The organism is Saccharopolyspora erythraea, from assembly GCF_018141105.1.
Classification (GTDB): domain Bacteria; phylum Actinomycetota; class Actinomycetes; order Mycobacteriales; family Pseudonocardiaceae; genus Saccharopolyspora_D; species Saccharopolyspora_D erythraea_A.
Window position 1 is genome coordinate 5,902,729 of the sequence record NZ_CP054839.1, and the last position, 16,105, is coordinate 5,918,833.

Sequence of the window (16,105 nt, forward strand, 5' to 3'; positions counted from 1 at the left end):
GCCAACAGCTCTCCGGGGGGCGTCCCGGTACCCGGAACGCCCAAGAACTGGTCTCCTCCAGCAGGGCAGCAGCTCCGCGAGGTATTCGGCCGGCTTCGCGAACATCGGCGAAGGCGAGTACCGAGACCACTCGCTCGCGATGAGATCATGGCACCGTCGTCGACGGCCGCGACATGATGGGAGCCAGCATGGCGAATGTGGACACCGGGATGTACGAGTTCGACCCCGAGACCTTCTTCGCGTCGTCCGACGCCGATTCCAACGGTGTGCTCGACCGCAACGAGATCACGGCGCTGCTGTTGAGACATCTCAGCGAGCTCGACCGGCAGAGCGCCGGCGAGGGGGCAGCCGGGGATGCGGCAAGCAAGATCGAGCAGATGGTCGAGCACCTCATGCAGCAGCTCGACCAGGACGGCGACGGCTCCGTCACCTACGCCGAGTTCCTGGACTTCGTGTCCCAGTCGAACCTCTTGAAGACTCGTCCTGCCCAGGAGCAGCGGCAGGACTAGCAGCACCTGGACCAGGAGCCCTCACCGACTTCCACTCCGGCGTGTCGGTAGGCCGCCTGGTGTCCTGGGGCGGGGCCGCCACGCGACCACGCAGGTCGTCGGTGTCGCCTAGCCCGGGTTCGTGAGGTGGCGTCGGAACCAGGCGGTCAGGCCGGCGTCCACCTCGCGGGCCGATGGCAGCTGTGGAGCGGGCTCGATGCCGGGTTCGTCGGCGAGCGGATGCGCCAAGCCGGGGATCGACAGCAGTTCGGACCGCTCCCCCAATGCGTCGACCAGGCTGAACGCGTCGGTGCGCAGCGCCGGGTGGTCCAGCTCGCCGCTGACGACCAGCAGCGGCGCGCGGCCGGCGATGCTGTCCGCCTTGGCGACGAAGTCCAGGCTGTCGGCGGCCTTCCCTGACTCGGCGTCATACGGGTAGTCGCCCGGGAACAGGTCGACGACGGACCGGATCCGGATGGCGGCGTTCACGACGGCGCCGGCGAAGACCGGTGTCTCGGTGTCGGCGAGGACCCGCAGCGCGACAGCGCCGCCCAGCGAGCCGCCGAGCACGCCGATCGGGCCGTCGTCGACCGGCAGCTGCGCACGGATCGACGCGAGCGCGGCCGGGAACTCCTCGGCCGCCTGCCGGACGAACGGGTACAAAGCCGACATCAGGACGTCTTCGCGAAGCAGTTCCAAGCCCGCGGCCATGCTGCCGTCGACCATGCGCGCTCCGCACATCGGCATGCCGAGGTGCACCCGCCACGCGGGCAGGCCGTCCATCGGCAACGCGGCGGCGAACGCGGCGTCCGACCTCGGCGCGTCCAGCATGTGCCAGGTGACGATCAGCGGCGCGGCGCCGCCGTCGTCGGCCGGCGGCAAGGCGGTGAACGGCACGCCCGCGGCCGTGCCCGCGATCGGTGGTTGCATGCCGACCACCGTAGGCCTGCGGCCGCGTGGCGGAAATTGGTTACGCCACCAGCAGAATCGGCGAGGCGGGCCGAGCGCCGAGCGGGCGAAGCGAAGTCGAGTGATCGTTTCCGACCGGGCGTCGCCGGTTGCGGTGATCTACCGAGCGGACCGAGATCGACAGGGCCAGGGTGAGATCACGCTTCCACCAGGAAGCGCCGGTAGCACCTTCCCAAGGAGTTGATCAGCATGCGTCGCGCGTTGACGGCGACCCTTCTGGGCGGCCTGGTCGCGGTCGGGGTACTCACGGCCCCGAGCACCGCAGCCGCCCTGACCGAAACGGAGTGCGTGGACGCCGGAGGCAGGTCCTCCAACGACAGGAAAGGGGTCGGCTCGGTGTTGCAGGTCAGCTTCCAGGTGTGCGAGGGAGGGCGCTACGACGGAGACCGCATCGACGGACGTCCCGAGGAGCCCCAGGGCGAGCAGCCCCAGGGTTCCGAACGCCCCGAGGAGTCCCAGGACTCCTGAGCCGGTGTAGTGGTGGGCGGCCGGTTGCGCCGTGGTTCGCGCTTCGCTTCATCGCCGCGACCCCGTCGCCGGCCGCCTGCCATCCATGGACTCGTCGCCCGCGCAGGCGAGGACGGTTTCACCGCGCCGAGCCGCGAAGCGCGGAACAGGTGCTGCGGCCCTACCGGCGCTCGCATCGACCCGTCCGCAATCTCCGGCATCCAGTCCTTCCTGCCCCCTTCCCGGCACTTAACGAAAATGGTTATCATTACTTTCTATGCGCTCGCAGGTACCGCAGCGACACGCAGGAACCTGGGCGCAACCGGAACGCCGGCACGATCCGAGGGGAAGTGATGGATCGACAACCACAACGCAGGACCGAAACCAACGCGCGAACCGGCTTCACCGTCGTCCTCTGCGACGACTGCGAGGACGACGGACGACTGCCGGTCCTCGCCACTCTGCGAGACACGATCCGCCGCTGTCCCCACGCGGTGCTCGTACGCGCGAACTGCCCCCTCGGGCCGCTCTCCTGCCACGCCCGGAAGACGTCAGCACCACGGGCACGAGGACCCATCGTGCTCGTGCAGCCATGTACCAGCGCCCGCAAGCCACTGGGCGCCGTCATGCCCGTAGGGCCGGTGCACACCGCCGAAGACCTCAGGGCACTGACGCGCTGGCTCGAAACCGAACCGACGACCGCCGACGATCTTCCCCAGCGGCTGCGGTGGTCCCGAACCCACCAACGGCAAGCCACCCGGAACTAGACCGCGAGTGCCGAGAACCGGATCGGCGGAGGCTGCGTAAACCCCGGTAGATCCCGGCGACAGTGCCGGGCCGACCGGAAGGAAACCCCATGCGCAAGCTGATCACCGGCGCTCTGGCCGCCGTCGCCCTGGCCGGGCTCTCCGGCGGTGTCGTGGCGGCCAACGCCGCCACCAACGCCGCCGACGAGCAGGCCCTAGACGGCAGGGCTGCCGTCGACGCCCCCGCGCCGGGCTCGCGGGTGGTCGTCTCGCCGGACACCGCCCCGCGGTTCGCGACGGTGAAGGTCGAGGCGTTCTGCGAGAACGACGAGGTCGAGGGCATCTTCTCGGAGGCGTTCCCCGGCGGTGTCGGTGGCAGGCAGGTCGGGCCCGGCCACTTCGAAGGCACCGCCGTCGCGGATCCGGAGCACCCGGGCACCTTCGACGTCGAGGCCGACTGCAAGAACACCGGCACGGTCACGACGAAGCTCCGCGTCCTGGGCGACGGCTGACCGTCGCCGGCCTCCCGCCGCTCTCAGGGCGGCGGGAGGCCGCGCCCACCGCCAAGAACGGCCGCGGACCTTCCCGATCACGGACGTGGTCGCAGCAGAATCGCGTAGGTCGCGACGGCGATGACGATTCCCGTTGGCAGCGCGAGATCCACACCGCCCAGAGCGTGGGCGACCGGACCGGTGTACAGCCGCGTGTTCACGCACAGGGAAGCCGCACCGGTACCCGCGACCAGCGCGGTGGCACCGGCCCAGTTGACCCCGCCGGTGTACCAGAACGGTCCGCCCGGAGCCTCGTCGGTCAGCGCCGGGCCGTCGTATCGGTTGCGGCGCAACAGGATGTCGGCCGCGTAGATGGCCATGCTCGGTCCGAGCAGGACGACCGTGAGCTGCAGGACGTTGCTGACGGTGTCGAGGAAGTTCGAGACGAGCAGCGCGTACAGCGTCAGCGCGACGGCGAGCACGCCGTCGACCAGGACGCTGAGCGACCGGCGGATGCGCACACCCATGGCCTGCAGCGCGAGCCCGGAGCTGTAGGTGGTCATCGCGTTGATGGCGATCGAGCCCAGCACGAGCGCGAGCGGGAACACCGGCCGGAACCAGCCCGGCAGGATGGTCTCGAGCCCCGCCTGCGGGTCGCTCATGTCGACGGTGGTCGCGGCGAGCGCGCCCACGGAGGTGACGACCACGCTCGGCAGGAAGCCGCCGAGTCCCGTCCACACCACCACCGCCACCGGTGATGTGCCGGTGGGCAGGTAGCGGGCGAAGTCGGCGCTGTTGGTGTAGGACAGCGGTCCCGATGCCATGAGCGTGACCCCGGCTGCCACCGCCGTCCACAACGTGGTTCCGTGCAGCGGGGCGCCGGGCGTGTGGTCCCAGTGGGCGTGCGTCACGACGCTGACCGCGACCACGGCGAACGCCGCGGTGAGCAACACCGTGATCGGCACGTAGAGCTTGACGATCGTGGCGTGCCCGTAGACGCCGATGGCCAGGGTGACCGCGGCGATGACCGCGACGATGCCGATCTTGAGCCCGGTTCCGGTCTGCACGCCCGCCTGCCGCACGAGCGAGAACGCCGCGAGCGCGGCGGCGGCGAGGTTGAGCGAGACGTAGCAGATGCAGGATGGCCCATCCGGTGATGGCGATGTTGACCCGGTTGCCGCGCACGCCGTACATCGCCCGCATGACCACCTCGCTGGGCGTGCCGGACGCCGGGCCCGAGACCGCCAGCAGGCCGACCAGGAACCAGAACAGGTTGCCCACCACGATCACCGCGAGCGCCTGCCACAGCGCCAGGCCCAGCAGCACGAGGCTGGCGCCGACGACCAGGCTCAGATAGTTGACGTTGGCCGCCGCCCAGACGGTGAACAGCTCGCGCGGGCGGCCGTGCCGTTCGGACTCCGGGATGTGGTCGATGCCGCGGGTTTCGATCCGGCCCGCCCGGTCGCCCGGTGTGGGATCGGGGACGTCCGCGCGAGGTGCGGAATGCGTTGATGCCATGGAGTCCTCCGATGACCGCCTGGGCACCTGGTTGCTTATTGGTCGCACACTCAATAGCATCCCCGGCATGCCGTCAAGCGTTCCGCGGAAGCGAACTCGCAAGTCTCCGGCCGACCGTCGCGCGGAAATCGTCGCCGCGGCCGCGGCCGTCGCCCTGAGCGAAGGACTGGAGGTCGTCACGCTGCGCCGGGTGGCCGAGGAGCTCGCCGTCCGACCCGGACTCATCAGCCACTACTTCCCCGCCGTGGAGGACCTCGTGGCCGAGGCGTTCGGCAGCGCCGCCGAGTCCGAACTGGAAGCCCTCCTGCCCGCCGAGCGCGGCGACGGCTCGCCGACCGACCACCTCGCCCGGTTCTTCGCCCTCGCCACCGGCGAGAGCTTCGACGACATCAGCCGCCTGTGGCTCAACGCCCGCCACCTCAGCCGCTACCGCACGACCCTGCGGGACCGGGTCGGCTACCAGCAGTCCCGGTGGCGCGACCGGCTGGCCAACCTCATCCACGACGGCGTCCACAGTGGAGAGTTCAGCGCCGGTGACCCGCACGTCTCCGCGATGCGGATCCTGGTCGTCGTCGACGGCCTCGGGGCGCACGCCAACACCGACAGCAGCAGCCACCCCGACGCCGTGACGTCCATGGCGGTCGCCACCGCCGAACGCGAACTCGGCCTCGCGAGCGGCACTCTCCGGCACGCGGCCGAATGATCCGCCCGACCACGAACCCGACCGAGGAGTCCCCTGTGCGCGTCAGTTTGGTTCTGCTCTCCGCCCGACTGCTCGATCCGGCATCGGGAGAGCTGTTGCCGGAAACGGCCATGGCGGTCTCCGACGGGCGGATCTCGGCGCTGGGCGACGACCGCGACATCCGGGCGCTCGCCGGCTCCGCGACGACCGTGGTCGACCTCGGCGGCGCCGTGGTGACACCCGGTCTCGTCGACGGGCACCTCCACCCGGTCTCCGGTGCCGAGCTGACGCGCGGACTGGATCTTTCCGGCTGCGCCGATATCGACGACGTGCGCGGACGCTTGGCCGCCGAGGCCCGGTCGCTGGCACCGGGTGCGTGGCTGCGCGGCTGGGGCCTGGACCCGAACGTCTTCGGCGATCGGCCGGTCGCGGCCTCCGCACTGGAGCCCGTGCTCGCCGGCGTTCCGGCGATGCTCCAGCTCTTCGACGCGCACTCGGTGCTCGCCAGCGACCGCGCGCTGGAGCTGGCCGGGGTCGACGGGCCGCGCCGCTTCGACCAGGCCGCCGAGGTCGTCTGCGACGACCGGGGCCGCCCGACCGGCCTGCTGCTGGAGGACGCGGCCTGCGCGCTCGTCGAGCGGGCCGCCCCGCGGCCGACGCGCGCCGAACGGCGGGCCCGACTCGCCGAGGTGCTGCGCGAGATGGCCGCCGCCGGGCTCACCGGCGGGCACGCCATGGACGCCAACGGCGACAGCCTCGACCTCTACGCCGAGCTCGACGCCGACGACGCCCTCCCGCTGCGACTGCGCGTCGCGCCGTGGTGCCAGCCCGGCTCGGACGTGGACTCGCTGCGGGACCTCGTCGCCCAGCAGGGCACGGGCGGCCGCCTCTGGCGGACGGCCGGCGTGAAGCTCTTCATGGACGGCACGATCGACAACGGCACCGCGTGGCTGGAACGCCCGGACTGCCACGGGGAGTCCACGCACGCGTTCTGGCCCGACCCGGAGGCCTACGCGCAGGTCATCGCCGAGCTGCACCGCGAAGGCGTGCCCACCGCCACCCACGCCATCGGCGACGCGGCGGTGCGGCACGCGCTCGACTCCGTCGAGCGGGCACTCGCCCACTCAGGCGCGGGCGCGAGGCACCGCGTCGAGCACATCGAGACCGTTCCCGACGACACGCTGCACCGGTTCGCCGAGCTGGGGGTGATCGCGTCGATGCAGCCGACGCACTGCTGCGACTTCACCCGGGCCGACCACACCGACAACTGGTCGCGCCGCCTGGGCGAGGAACGCGCCTCGCGCGCGTGGCGCTGCCGCGACCTCTGGGACTCCGGCGCCACCGTCGTGCTCGGCTCGGACTGGCCGATCGCGCCTCATCCCCCGCTGGGAGTCATGGCGGGGGCGCGCCACCGCCGCCCCAGCCGCGACCTGACGCTGCCCCCGCACAACGCCGACCAGGCGCTCACCGCGTTGCAGGCGCTCCAGGCCATGACCCTGCACCCGGCCTACGCCGCCGGCGAGGAACACGAGGCCGGCCTTCTCCGGACCGGCTACCGCGCCGACCTCACCGTCCTCTCCGGCAACCCGCTCACCACACCCGACGCAGAACTCTCGGCACTCCCGGTTCGCATGACCGTCCTGAATGGACACATCATCCACCGGGAGCCGGACCTCTAGCGGGGCCGGCTCCAGCCCCGCGTCCGAAACCCAAGAATCACACCGGAAAACGATCAGGCGGCGAACCATAGCTGAACGGAATCCTCACTCGACAGACTCTCGCCCGGAAACCGGCCACACCCGATCTCGACGATTCCACAACCATTCCGAAAACAATTCGGATATGTGGGAGGAATGCACCCTCGATTCGATCATCACTTCCCGTAGTGCCACCCTTCCCGTAGCGTGTGTCACAACGGCATGGTTCGGATGCCCCGGGCACCGGACTCCGAGGAGCGCAAGTGCACGACACCGACCCGCTGCTGGCCAGGCAAATCCCCGATCGGGACCGCGAGGTCCGGTTCCTGCTGGACGCGGGTCGGCTGGAGGAGTCCGAAGCGCTTTTCGACGATGCCATCGCCGCCGCCCCGAACACGATCGAACCGGGCTGGGACCGCTCGGCGGTGCTCGCCCACCGGGCCATCCTCGCCTGGCGGCTCGGGCGCATCCTGCTGGCGCTGGAACTCGCCGCCGAGGCGTGGGCGGGGGTGCACACAGGACGGCCCGCGAAGGCCGCCGCCGCGCACACGCTGGGCATGCTCGGCTACCTCCTCGAAGGACACCGCGCCGCCGCCATGGAGTTGCTGGGCACCGCGGTCCGCATGGCACGCGAGGCCGGCGCGTGGGAAACGCTCGCCCACTGCCTGCTGCTGGAAGCCACGGCCTACGCCCACCGGGCCCTGAACCGCGAAGACCCCGACCCGGTCAGCAAGCTCGCGCGGGCGCTGGTCCTGTTCGACGAGACGCTGTCGCTGCCAGGCGGCCGAGCGGTGCGACGGCGCGCGCTGGCCGGTAGCTCTCGCGTGCTGGCCGCGCTCGGCGAGCACGCCCGCGCCGAGGACAGGGCGCGGGCGGCGCTGGACGCCGAAGGCGGGTCCGAAGACCTCTTCTGCGCCTCGGTCGCCCACTGGACGCTGTCCTGCGTTCGACGGACCCAGGGGCGGCTGGTGGAGGCCAGGGACTTCGCCGCTTCGGCGACCGATCTCGCCGAAAACATCCGGGACGCGCTGCTGACCAGGCGTTATTCCCAGGACCTCGCCGCTGTCTGCTCCGAGCTCGGCGATCACGCCGGCGAGGTGTCGGCACTGCGCCGCGCGATCCGCGCAGGCGATGCGACCTTGCAGGTCCTGCACGCCGGGCTGGGTCAGGCCCTGGAACAGCACCGGCTCACCGCGCAGGCCGAGCAGTGGGCCGAAGCCGCCGACCGGGCGGCCACCCGCGACCCGCTCACCGGACTGGTCAACCGGCTCGGCTTCGACCGGCGCGGGCCCGCGCTGGTCGGTCGCGCGGTCGCCCACGGCGGTACGCCGTGGATGATCCTGTTCGACGTCGACCGGTTCAAGGACATCAACGACCGGTTCGGGCACCTCGTGGGCGACTTCGTGCTCCAGGAGACCGGGCGGCTCGTGCAGCGCGAGTGCGGCCCCGACGACCTGCTGTGCAGGTGGGCCGGCGACGAGTTCGTCCTGCTGCTGCGCGAGCGGACCGAGCAGGAAGGTCCCGCCGTCGCCGAGCGGATCCGCCGTGCCGTGCAGCAGCACGACTGGCACGCCAAGCTCGGCGGCGGGCCGAGCCCCACGATCAGCGTCGGAGTCGCGGCAGGCCCCACCACGCTCCCGGCCCTGTTCGCCGCCGCGGACCGGGCTCTCTACCGGGCCAAGAACGCGGGCCGCAACACCATCGCGGTCGACACCTCCGACCGCCTGGTCGGCCGGGAAGTGGGGATCAGCCGTTGAGGAATGCTTCCAGAACGAGCGAAGCTCGTGGTCTTGGATGACCAGCTAGGCAAAAGGACCACCCGAGCAACGCATTCTGAAATCACTTTCAAGGGGTGGGCTCCTGCGGTGCGGGCGCGGCCAGCCGACGTGGGCAGGGGACGTTCGTGGACTCCGCGCGGGCGGCTGGGAGGGGCAGAGCTGCCAGCACCGTGAGCGCGATGCCTGCCGCGACGACGAGCACGGCCGCGCTGAGACCGTCCGCGGTGGCGATGCGCAGCGCCTCACCATCGAGTCCCTCGGTGCCGCGGTTGGCGACCAGGACCAGCAGGGCAAGTCCGACGGCGGCGCCGACCCCGGCTCCGGTGGAGGCGATCCCCGACGAGATGCCCTGGTCGCGGTCGGACACACCGGTGCCCGCGGCGATGAACATCGTGGTGAACACGACGCCGTCGGCGATGCTGAGCGCGATCAGCCCGGGAACCAGCGCGGCGTAGGAGCTGTCGTGCGACATCGTGAGCCCCAGTGCCAGGGCGCCGAGCGCCCCGATCGACAACGCCACGACCAGCGTCGACCTGAGGCCGAACCGCGTCGTCGCCCGGCCGGCCAGGGCCGAGCCGGCGACGACGACCGCGGTCGGGAGCAGGAACCCGACACCGGTCTCCAGCGCGTCGTAACCGTGCACGTCCTGGAAGTAGAGCGAGAGGAAGTAGAGCACGGAACCGAAGGTCGCCATGAACAGGAACGCGATCGCCACCGCGGTGTCGAGGCTGCGGTTGGCCAGCAGCCGCGGTGGCACGAGCGGGTCGCGACTGCGCCGCTCGATGACGACGAGCACAACGAGCAGAACCACCCCCGCAGCGGCGCCCAGGAGGATGACGGGCGATCCCCAGCCGAAACTCGGACCCTCGATGAGCGCGAACACCACCAGCGTGACGCCGAGAGTGGCGCTGAGCGCTCCCGGCAAGTCGAACTTCCGGCGCGTGTCCCGGCGCGGATCCGGAGGAATCAGCCGCAGCGCTGCGAACACGGCGGCACCGGCCAGCGGCACGTTCACGAAGAACACCGCCTCCCACCCGAGGGCGTAGGTGAGGACGCCGCCCAGCAGCACTCCGATCACCAGGCCCGCCGCGCCCGCGCTTCCCCACACGGCCAGGGCGCGGTTGCGCTCGCGGCCCTCGGCGAACGTGACGTTGACCAGAGCCAGAGTGGCCGGATAGACGAACGCGCCTCCGAACCCCTGCACCGCCCTGGCGACGAGCAGGAACGCCGGCGTCGGCGCGAGTCCCCCGGCCAGCGACGCGCATCCGTAGAGCACCAGACCGAACAGGAAGACCCTGCGCCGTCCGACCAGGTCGGCCGCCCGGCCGCCCAGCAGCAGGAACCCGGCGGAGGCCACCGCGTACGCGCTGATCACGGCCTGCAGCGACTGCGCGGAGTACCCCAGCTCCCGCCCGATCTCGGGCAGCGCGACCACCACGATGTACTGGTCGAGCGAGACGATCAGCATCGCGAACGCCAGCAGCACCAGCGTCGCGGTCTGGCGGCTCACGCGCGCCACTGGGACGGCGACGGCCCCACGCGCAAGTTCCTCACCGCATCACGCTAACCACGCCGGATCGGACCCGCACGCCAAGTCACCACCGCCGGACTCCGACAGCGGTGGTGACTTGACGAAGCCTTCCGACGGTGCTCACATCTCGGCGCGCCGCCCGCCGTCGACCGTCCACGCCGCCCCGCTCACGTACGAAGCCCGGGGCGAGAGCAGGAACGCCGCGACGGCGGCCAGCTCCGCCGGATCGCCCGAGCGCTTCAACGCCGTGGCCTGCTCCGCGGCTTCCCGCGCCTGCGGGTTGCCCCGGGACAGCTCCCGGGCGCGCTCGGTGTCGAACCGGCCCGGCAGCAGCGCGTTGACCCGCACACCGCGGGCGCCGACCTCGTTGGCGAGGTCCTTGACGAAGCCCTGCGTCGCGGGCCGCGCCACGTTCGAGCTGGCCAGCCCGGTCAGCGGCTCCGCGCCCGAGGTCGAGGTCAGCACGAGCACCGAGCCGCCGTCGCCGAGTTCGGCGGCGACCTCGCGGGCCATGCGGATCGGTGCGATGGCGGCGATCTCCAGGCCGCGCCGCAAGGTGTCGTCGTCCAGCGCGCTGGGCAGGCCCGCGGGCGGGCCGCCGTGGCTGACGAACAGCCCGTCGAGGCGGCCGAACCGCTCGCGCGCGTACTCGATCAACCGGTGCGGGGTGGCGGGGTCGGTGATGTCGGCGGCCAGCCCGCGCGCGGCCTCGCCGAGTTCGGCGACCGCGGCGGCGGTGTTCTCCTCGGACGAGGAGGACACGACGACGTTCGCGCCTTCCTCCACCAGTGCCCGTGCCGTGGCGAAACCCAGTCCCTTGCTGGCGCCCGTGACGATGAAGCAACGCCCGGAAAGGTCCAAATCCATGCGCCCGACTCTAGACAACGGCGTCCGGGCAACCTCGCCCCTTCGCAAGAGCGCCAAACGCAAACTCGTCTCGCATGCGGCCGGGACGGCAGACCGCGGCGGTCATACACGCCGACCGCGTGCCAACCCTCGATCACCGCACTTCAACGCGATCGTTGGCCCTGCTCCCGTTGCCACGCGGCGATGACGGTGTCGGCCAGCTCCTCAGAGTCCTCGGTGCTGCTGTCGAACCACATGGTTCGGCCGTCGGCGACCCATATCTTCCACTGGAGGTCCACGCCCGCCTCGTGCTGCGCGACTCCCACCGGTTCCGCCGGTTCGTGCTGCTCCTGCTGCTGGTCCCGGTCATCGTCACCGACCCGGCCACACTGCCGCACCTGCTCACCGCGCTGCTCCAGCACCCGCTGCTCCGCTAGCCGGGATTCGGCCCGGTCGCACGTCGATGAGGACCAAAGCCCCCACTCGCCGCCCCGCCGCCAACGGCATGCTGGAGGGACGCATGCCCTTCACCCAGCTGCGCCGGGTTCATGCCGGTTGCGATCAAGAGGATCGAGATTCGCGGGCAGCGCCGAGGGAGGTCCATCCATGCCGGACATCGAGTCGACCGGGCAGAAGCCACGCTCCGACGCGTGGAAGTCGGCAATCACCGTGGTGCAGGAGGCGGAACCGCCCCCTATACCGGAGGGTGCGCACGCGATGACCATCGTCGTCGAGTTCCCACCTGGCGATCCCGGCACCCCACCGCACCGCCACTCCGGACCGGCCTTCGGCTATGTACTCGAAGGCGAAATGGTGTTCGAACTCGAAGGCAGACCGCCGCGTGTCGTCCCGGCCGGCGCGGCGTTCTGGGAACCGGGCGGCGACGTCATCCACTACCAGGACGGCAACAACCGCGACGACATCCCTGTGCGCTTCGTCGTCACCATGCACTGCGAGCCGGGCAAACCGATGCTCGTCCTCGTCGACGAGGACGAACTGCTCCAGCGTCAGGACCGCCGGGCCCCGCGCACGGACTGACCGCGAGGACCGGACAGTCCCGCCAGAACAGGGAAGGTCGCAGACATGAAGATCGCTGTCATCGGCGGGACGGGGCTCATCGGATCGCAGGTGGTCAAGATCCTGGACGCGAGCGGGCACGAGGCGGTGCCGCATTCGCCGTCCACGGGGCTGGACCTGCTCAGCGGGCAGGGCCTGCGCGAGGCGCTCGCGGGAGCCGACGTCGTGGTCAACCTGACGAACTCGCCGACCTTCGACGAAGCCTCGGTCGACTTCTTCCAGCAGACCATGGAGAACCTGCTCACGGCCGCCGAGAACGCCGGCGTCGGCCACGCGGTCGTCCTCTCGATCGTGGGCGCCGACCGGGTGCCGGATGGCGTCTACTTCCGCGCCAAGGTGCGGCAGGAAGACATCCTCAAGGCCGGCCCGGTGCCGTACTCGATCGTGCGCGCCACGCAGTTCTTCGAGTTCATGAACACGGCGCTGTCCTGGAACGCCGACGAGAACACCGTCCGACTGCCCGCGACGCTCATCCAGCCCATGGCCGCGGCCGAAGTCGCCCAGGCCGTGGCCGACGTCAGCGTGGGCGCCCCGCTGCAGGGCACTCGCAACATCGCCGGTCCCGAAGTCTTCACGCTCGACGAGCTGGGCAAGATCGTCCTCGCCGCCCGCGACGACCACCGCACCGTCGTCACCGACAACAGCGCAGGCGCGTTCGCCGTCGTCACGGGCGACGCCCTCATCGCCGGAGACGACGCCGTCATCGCCAAGACCACCTACCGGCAATGGCTCGCGCGCTGACTCGGATTCGCTCCTGTTCTTGACAACCCTCGCCTTGTGCCTAGGCCGGTGTGCTGGTGAGCAGGGTGTGCGCGGTGTTGACCAGGACGTTGCGGTGGTTGTGGCGGCGGGTGGCGATGGCGGCCAGGGCGGTGTGCGTGGCGGGCCGGTAACCGAGGTAGGCGGTCTGACCGAAGGTGGCGCCACCGTGGAAGTAGACCGGGCCGTGCTCGGTTTCGTCGAGAAACCAGGTCAGCGTGCGCGCGGGCGCGCGGCGGGGTCGTGACACCGCATGCGGGGTTCGCACGGCGTGCAGCGCGTCGTGCAGGGGCGAGTTCTCGGGCGTGAGGTGGGCTTCGAGGTAGGTGAGCAGATCGCCCGGGGTGGCGCGGACGGCACCTGCCGGGGCGACCGCGCCCAGCTCAACTGGAGGCACCGGGGTGGTGCCGTTGCGGCGATGGCCCGGGGCATCGGTGTCCGGCGGCCCGGGCGCCAGCCGGGTCCGGCGCAGCCCCATCGGCGCCAGGATGCGTTGGGCGAGCAGGTCGTCGTAGGCGGTGCCGGTCACCTGCGCCAGGGCATGGCCGAGGACAGCGACGGCGAAGTTCGAGTAACGCCAGCGGATTCCGGGCCGGGCACGGGCGCCGTGGTGGTGGAACGCGGCCAGCAGCCGCTCTTGCGTGAACGCGGCGTAGGGGTTGGTGGGATTGGCGCGCGAGAGGAGGTGGCGGTAGAAGGCCGGTTGCAGGGGGACGCTGGGCAGCCCCGAGGTGTGGGTGATCAGGTGCCGCAGCGTGATCGCCGCGCTGACCCGGTGCGTTCTCAGTGTGATGGGCAGGCAGTCCCGGGCCGGGGTGTCGTAGTCGAGGACACCGGACGTGGCCAGGTCGGCCAGCAGCAGCCCGAGAAACGTCTTGGAGGCCGAGCCGATCTCGTAGTGCAGGTGCTCCCGTGGCCGGTGGGCGGGCGCGGTGCCGGAGGTGGCCACGGTGCGGTGACCGCGCTCGGAGCAGGCGAACACGACGTCGGGGGCGTCCATGCCGGCGGCGGCCTGCTGGAGCCGGTCGGCGAGCGTAGTGGCCGGCTGGGCGGTCACGGGTTGGCTGCCAGAGCGGTGAGCGCGCGGGAGGTCGCCAGGGTGGCGGCGAAGGCCGCGACCAGGGTCGGGTGGTAGACCAGCTCGAACACGTCGTCGGCGTCCCCGGTCGGGACATTGCCGGTGACGGGCAGGGCGCCGTCGGGCGTCTGCGCGACAGCCAGGTGCTGCCAGCTTTCGGCGTCCAGAGCGGGCTGCGGCAGGCACGCGTCGGTGGCCAGCAGTTCCCCGAGCAGGTCCCACTGACGGCGCTCGATGCATTCCTCGATCCACACCGGCAACCACAGGTCGAGGTAGTCGGCGATCTCGTGGTGCACCTGCTCGGGACGGGCGCCCCAGTCGGTGAGGTAGAAGACGGTGTGGGCGATGTCGTAGGCCACGTGGTGGTCGACCGTCCACGGTTCAGGAACCCCGCCCAGCAACGTCGCCCGCACAGCATCGTCGACGCCGGCAACGGCCAGCCCGAGCCGTTGCTCGGCGAGGGCGATCCCCAGCCTGCGATACGGCAGTGTCTCCGCCGTCGAACAGCCACGCAGCGTCCGCAGAACTCGCAGGGTGTCTTCGAGCCCAGGATGGCGGTAGCCGCGCTCGTGGAAGTGGACGTAGACCTCCATGCACGCCGAGGTCAGCGGCGCCTCGCGTTGCACGCGTTCCAGCATGTCGCCCGCGTCGAGCGCCTCGTACCAGGCGAAGTCCAGCAGGCTGCGGGCACTGGCGGCCTGCTGGGAGCCGGCGACCCCTTCCCGCAGCAGGACCGCGGCGGCCATCGCCAGCTCCCCCACCGGTTTGAACGCCTGCGCGGGATCGTCCTCGCCGGGGCGGGGGCGGAAGTGCTCGCGGTGGACGGCCAACCAGTCCCAGGCCCGTGCGCCGACCTGGTGCAGCAGTGCCGGTGAGCTCATCACGGCCTCGCCTCCAGGAGCAGTCGGGCGGCCTGCACGTGCAGCCGCACCCGTGCGTCGCCCGCCGCGCCGAAGTGCTCGACGAACTCCAGCCCCTTGGCCAGCCCCAGCGAAGCCGGAGCGCCTCCCAGAGCCGCCAGCCACCGGCCCGCCCCTGCTGCCTGCAACCAGTCCCCGCGGCGCACCGCGCGCGCGAAACCCCTTGCCAGATCCGGCACCCGCGCCGACGCCTGCGCGGCCAGCGCGCACTCCAGACCCGGCGTGGCCAGCGCGGCCACCTGCGCCAAGCGATGCGTCAGCGCAGGCCACGACACCGTTGGCACCCACGCGGACTCGGGTTCTCCCACCGGCGCGGCGAAAGCGCGCTCCCCGTCGGCCGCGTGCAGTGCCGCGCGCAGGCCCCAGTGCATCCACGCCACCGGCACCGACGCCCCCTCCGCAAGACCACACCGAGCCACCGCCCGCACGACGTCCAGGTCGGTGGCGCACGGAGCGAGGCCGAGGAAAGCCCGCGGGGCGAGCACATCGGCGCCCAGCACGCGCACCGCCCCCGCCATCACCGGACCCGGCACGCCCGCCTGTTCGAACACGCCGCCGTGGTGTCCGCCCCGCAGGACGGACACCACCGACAGCGCGCAGTTCTGGACCGCCTCAGCCAGACGGGCACCAGTGCTCGCGCGTTCCATCAACCACGCACCCGGTCACTTCTTCTTCGGACGCGGAAGAGGTGCGGAAACAATGAGGAGCCAGTTGGTGAGCGGGCTGTCCCGGAACTCCCCTCGCGGCTCGGCGGAGTCGACCAGCGCCTCCACCTCGGCGGCAACACCCTCGATCTCCGCTGACTTCACACGCTCGACACAGACGTTCATCCGGATCATCTCCTCACGATCTGACCGGTCGTGCACCGTGGAACACCACGCCCCGGGGCATCGGGCCCCGGAGACCCCCACAGCAGCCCGAAAACCCAGCACTCGCAACGGCAGCACCCCCATCCAGCGACCACCGGTCCCGCTGACGAGGGCGGCTCACACCACGTACGGACGAAGCGTTCGACGACGCGCGTGGATGAGGTCAGCGGGCGCAGGGGAAGACAGCCTCGGCATTGCCACGGTCGATC

The 16,105-nt window shown here is 71.2% G+C and carries 17 protein-coding genes and 1 pseudogene; 9 read left to right on the forward strand and 9 right to left on the reverse strand.

Features of this window, described 5'->3' with window-relative positions; all coding sequences use genetic code 11:
* Positions 1–188: 188 nt before the first annotated feature.
* Positions 189–509, forward strand: a complete 321-nt coding sequence (locus HUO13_RS26365) for an EF-hand domain-containing protein (RefSeq protein ID WP_249124065.1) — start codon at positions 189–191, stop codon at positions 507–509.
* Between the two features lie 108 nt (positions 510–617).
* Here the strand turns inward: HUO13_RS26365 and HUO13_RS26370 are convergent, their stop codons facing one another.
* Positions 618–1,418, reverse strand: coding sequence for an alpha/beta hydrolase (locus HUO13_RS26370; protein WP_211897724.1), 801 nt, complete (start codon positions 1,416–1,418; stop codon positions 618–620).
* Between the two features lie 228 nt (positions 1,419–1,646).
* On the opposite strand from HUO13_RS26370, the gene HUO13_RS26375 reads away from it, so the two are divergent.
* Positions 1,647–1,925 (forward strand): hypothetical protein, encoded by a 279-nt coding sequence (locus HUO13_RS26375; RefSeq protein WP_211897725.1) that lies wholly within the window; start codon positions 1,647–1,649, stop codon positions 1,923–1,925.
* An 835-nt stretch (positions 1,926–2,760) separates the two neighbouring features.
* Positions 2,761–3,162, forward strand: coding sequence for a hypothetical protein (locus HUO13_RS26380; protein ID WP_211897726.1), 402 nt, complete (start codon positions 2,761–2,763; stop codon positions 3,160–3,162).
* Between the two features lie 77 nt (positions 3,163–3,239).
* Here HUO13_RS26380 and HUO13_RS26385 read toward each other — a convergent pair whose 3' ends face one another.
* Together HUO13_RS26385 and HUO13_RS38395 are read right to left on the reverse strand one after the other, a co-directional pair.
* The gene (locus HUO13_RS26385; protein WP_249124066.1) at positions 3,240–4,208 is read right to left on the reverse strand and encodes a purine-cytosine permease family protein; all 969 of its coding nucleotides are present in this window, start codon (positions 4,206–4,208) and stop codon (positions 3,240–3,242) included.
* Between the two features lie 154 nt (positions 4,209–4,362).
* Positions 4,363–4,728, reverse strand: a pseudogene (locus tag HUO13_RS38395) (cytosine permease); the annotation flags it as partial.
* On the opposite strand from HUO13_RS38395, the gene HUO13_RS26395 reads away from it, so the two are divergent.
* The 3 genes from HUO13_RS26395 to HUO13_RS26405 all read left to right on the forward strand — a co-directional run bounded on the left by HUO13_RS26395 (position 4,727) and on the right by HUO13_RS26405 (position 8,795).
* Positions 4,727–5,362: a TetR/AcrR family transcriptional regulator gene (locus HUO13_RS26395; RefSeq protein ID WP_211897727.1), complete on the forward strand. Its 636-nt coding sequence runs from the start codon at positions 4,727–4,729 to the stop codon at positions 5,360–5,362. The pseudogene HUO13_RS38395 and the gene HUO13_RS26395 overlap by 2 nt on opposite strands.
* A 35-nt stretch (positions 5,363–5,397) precedes the next feature.
* Positions 5,398–7,020: an amidohydrolase gene (locus tag HUO13_RS26400; protein WP_249124068.1), complete on the forward strand. Its 1,623-nt coding sequence runs from the start codon at positions 5,398–5,400 to the stop codon at positions 7,018–7,020.
* Positions 7,021–7,301: 281 nt separating this feature from the next.
* Complete coding sequence (locus HUO13_RS26405) at positions 7,302–8,795, forward strand: GGDEF domain-containing protein (RefSeq protein WP_211897728.1); 1,494 nt, start codon at positions 7,302–7,304, stop codon at positions 8,793–8,795.
* 88 nt (positions 8,796–8,883) lie between these two features.
* On the opposite strand, the gene HUO13_RS26410 is transcribed toward HUO13_RS26405, so the two are convergent.
* Together HUO13_RS26410 and HUO13_RS26415 are read right to left on the reverse strand one after the other, a co-directional pair.
* Complete coding sequence (locus HUO13_RS26410; protein ID WP_211897729.1) at positions 8,884–10,326, reverse strand: MFS transporter; 1,443 nt, start codon at positions 10,324–10,326, stop codon at positions 8,884–8,886.
* A 141-nt stretch (positions 10,327–10,467) separates the two neighbouring features.
* Entirely contained in the window at positions 10,468–11,214 is a 747-nt protein-coding gene (locus HUO13_RS26415) for an SDR family NAD(P)-dependent oxidoreductase (protein ID WP_211897730.1), read from the reverse strand.
* Between the two features lie 170 nt (positions 11,215–11,384).
* Here HUO13_RS26415 and HUO13_RS26420 point away from each other — a divergent pair, with 170 nt between their 5' ends.
* The 3 genes from HUO13_RS26420 (at position 11,385) to HUO13_RS26430 (ending at position 13,011) form a co-directional block, all read left to right on the forward strand.
* Positions 11,385–11,630: a hypothetical protein gene (locus tag HUO13_RS26420; RefSeq protein WP_211897731.1), complete on the forward strand. Its 246-nt coding sequence runs from the start codon at positions 11,385–11,387 to the stop codon at positions 11,628–11,630.
* Positions 11,631–11,799: 169 nt separating this feature from the next.
* Positions 11,800–12,231 (forward strand): cupin domain-containing protein, encoded by a 432-nt coding sequence (locus HUO13_RS26425; RefSeq protein WP_211897732.1) that lies wholly within the window; start codon positions 11,800–11,802, stop codon positions 12,229–12,231.
* Positions 12,232–12,276: 45 nt separating this feature from the next.
* The gene (locus HUO13_RS26430) at positions 12,277–13,011 is read left to right on the forward strand and encodes an SDR family oxidoreductase (RefSeq protein WP_211897733.1); all 735 of its coding nucleotides are present in this window, start codon (positions 12,277–12,279) and stop codon (positions 13,009–13,011) included.
* A 40-nt stretch (positions 13,012–13,051) separates the two neighbouring features.
* On the opposite strand, the gene HUO13_RS26435 is transcribed toward HUO13_RS26430, so the two are convergent.
* The 4 genes from HUO13_RS26435 to HUO13_RS26450 are packed head-to-tail and all read right to left on the reverse strand — an operon-like array spanning position 13,052 to position 15,866.
* Entirely contained in the window at positions 13,052–14,086 is a 1,035-nt protein-coding gene (locus tag HUO13_RS26435) for a serine hydrolase domain-containing protein (protein WP_211897734.1), read from the reverse strand.
* Positions 14,083–14,988: a DUF6895 family protein gene (locus HUO13_RS26440; RefSeq protein WP_211897735.1), complete on the reverse strand. Its 906-nt coding sequence runs from the start codon at positions 14,986–14,988 to the stop codon at positions 14,083–14,085. The genes HUO13_RS26435 and HUO13_RS26440 overlap by 4 nt, the downstream gene beginning before the upstream one ends.
* Positions 14,988–15,674 (reverse strand): hypothetical protein, encoded by a 687-nt coding sequence (locus HUO13_RS26445; protein WP_211897736.1) that lies wholly within the window; start codon positions 15,672–15,674, stop codon positions 14,988–14,990. The genes HUO13_RS26440 and HUO13_RS26445 overlap by 1 nt, the downstream gene beginning before the upstream one ends.
* Positions 15,675–15,689: 15 nt before the next feature.
* The gene (locus tag HUO13_RS26450) at positions 15,690–15,866 is read right to left on the reverse strand and encodes a hypothetical protein (RefSeq protein ID WP_211903418.1); all 177 of its coding nucleotides are present in this window, start codon (positions 15,864–15,866) and stop codon (positions 15,690–15,692) included.
* Positions 15,867–16,105: the final 239 nt, after the last annotated feature.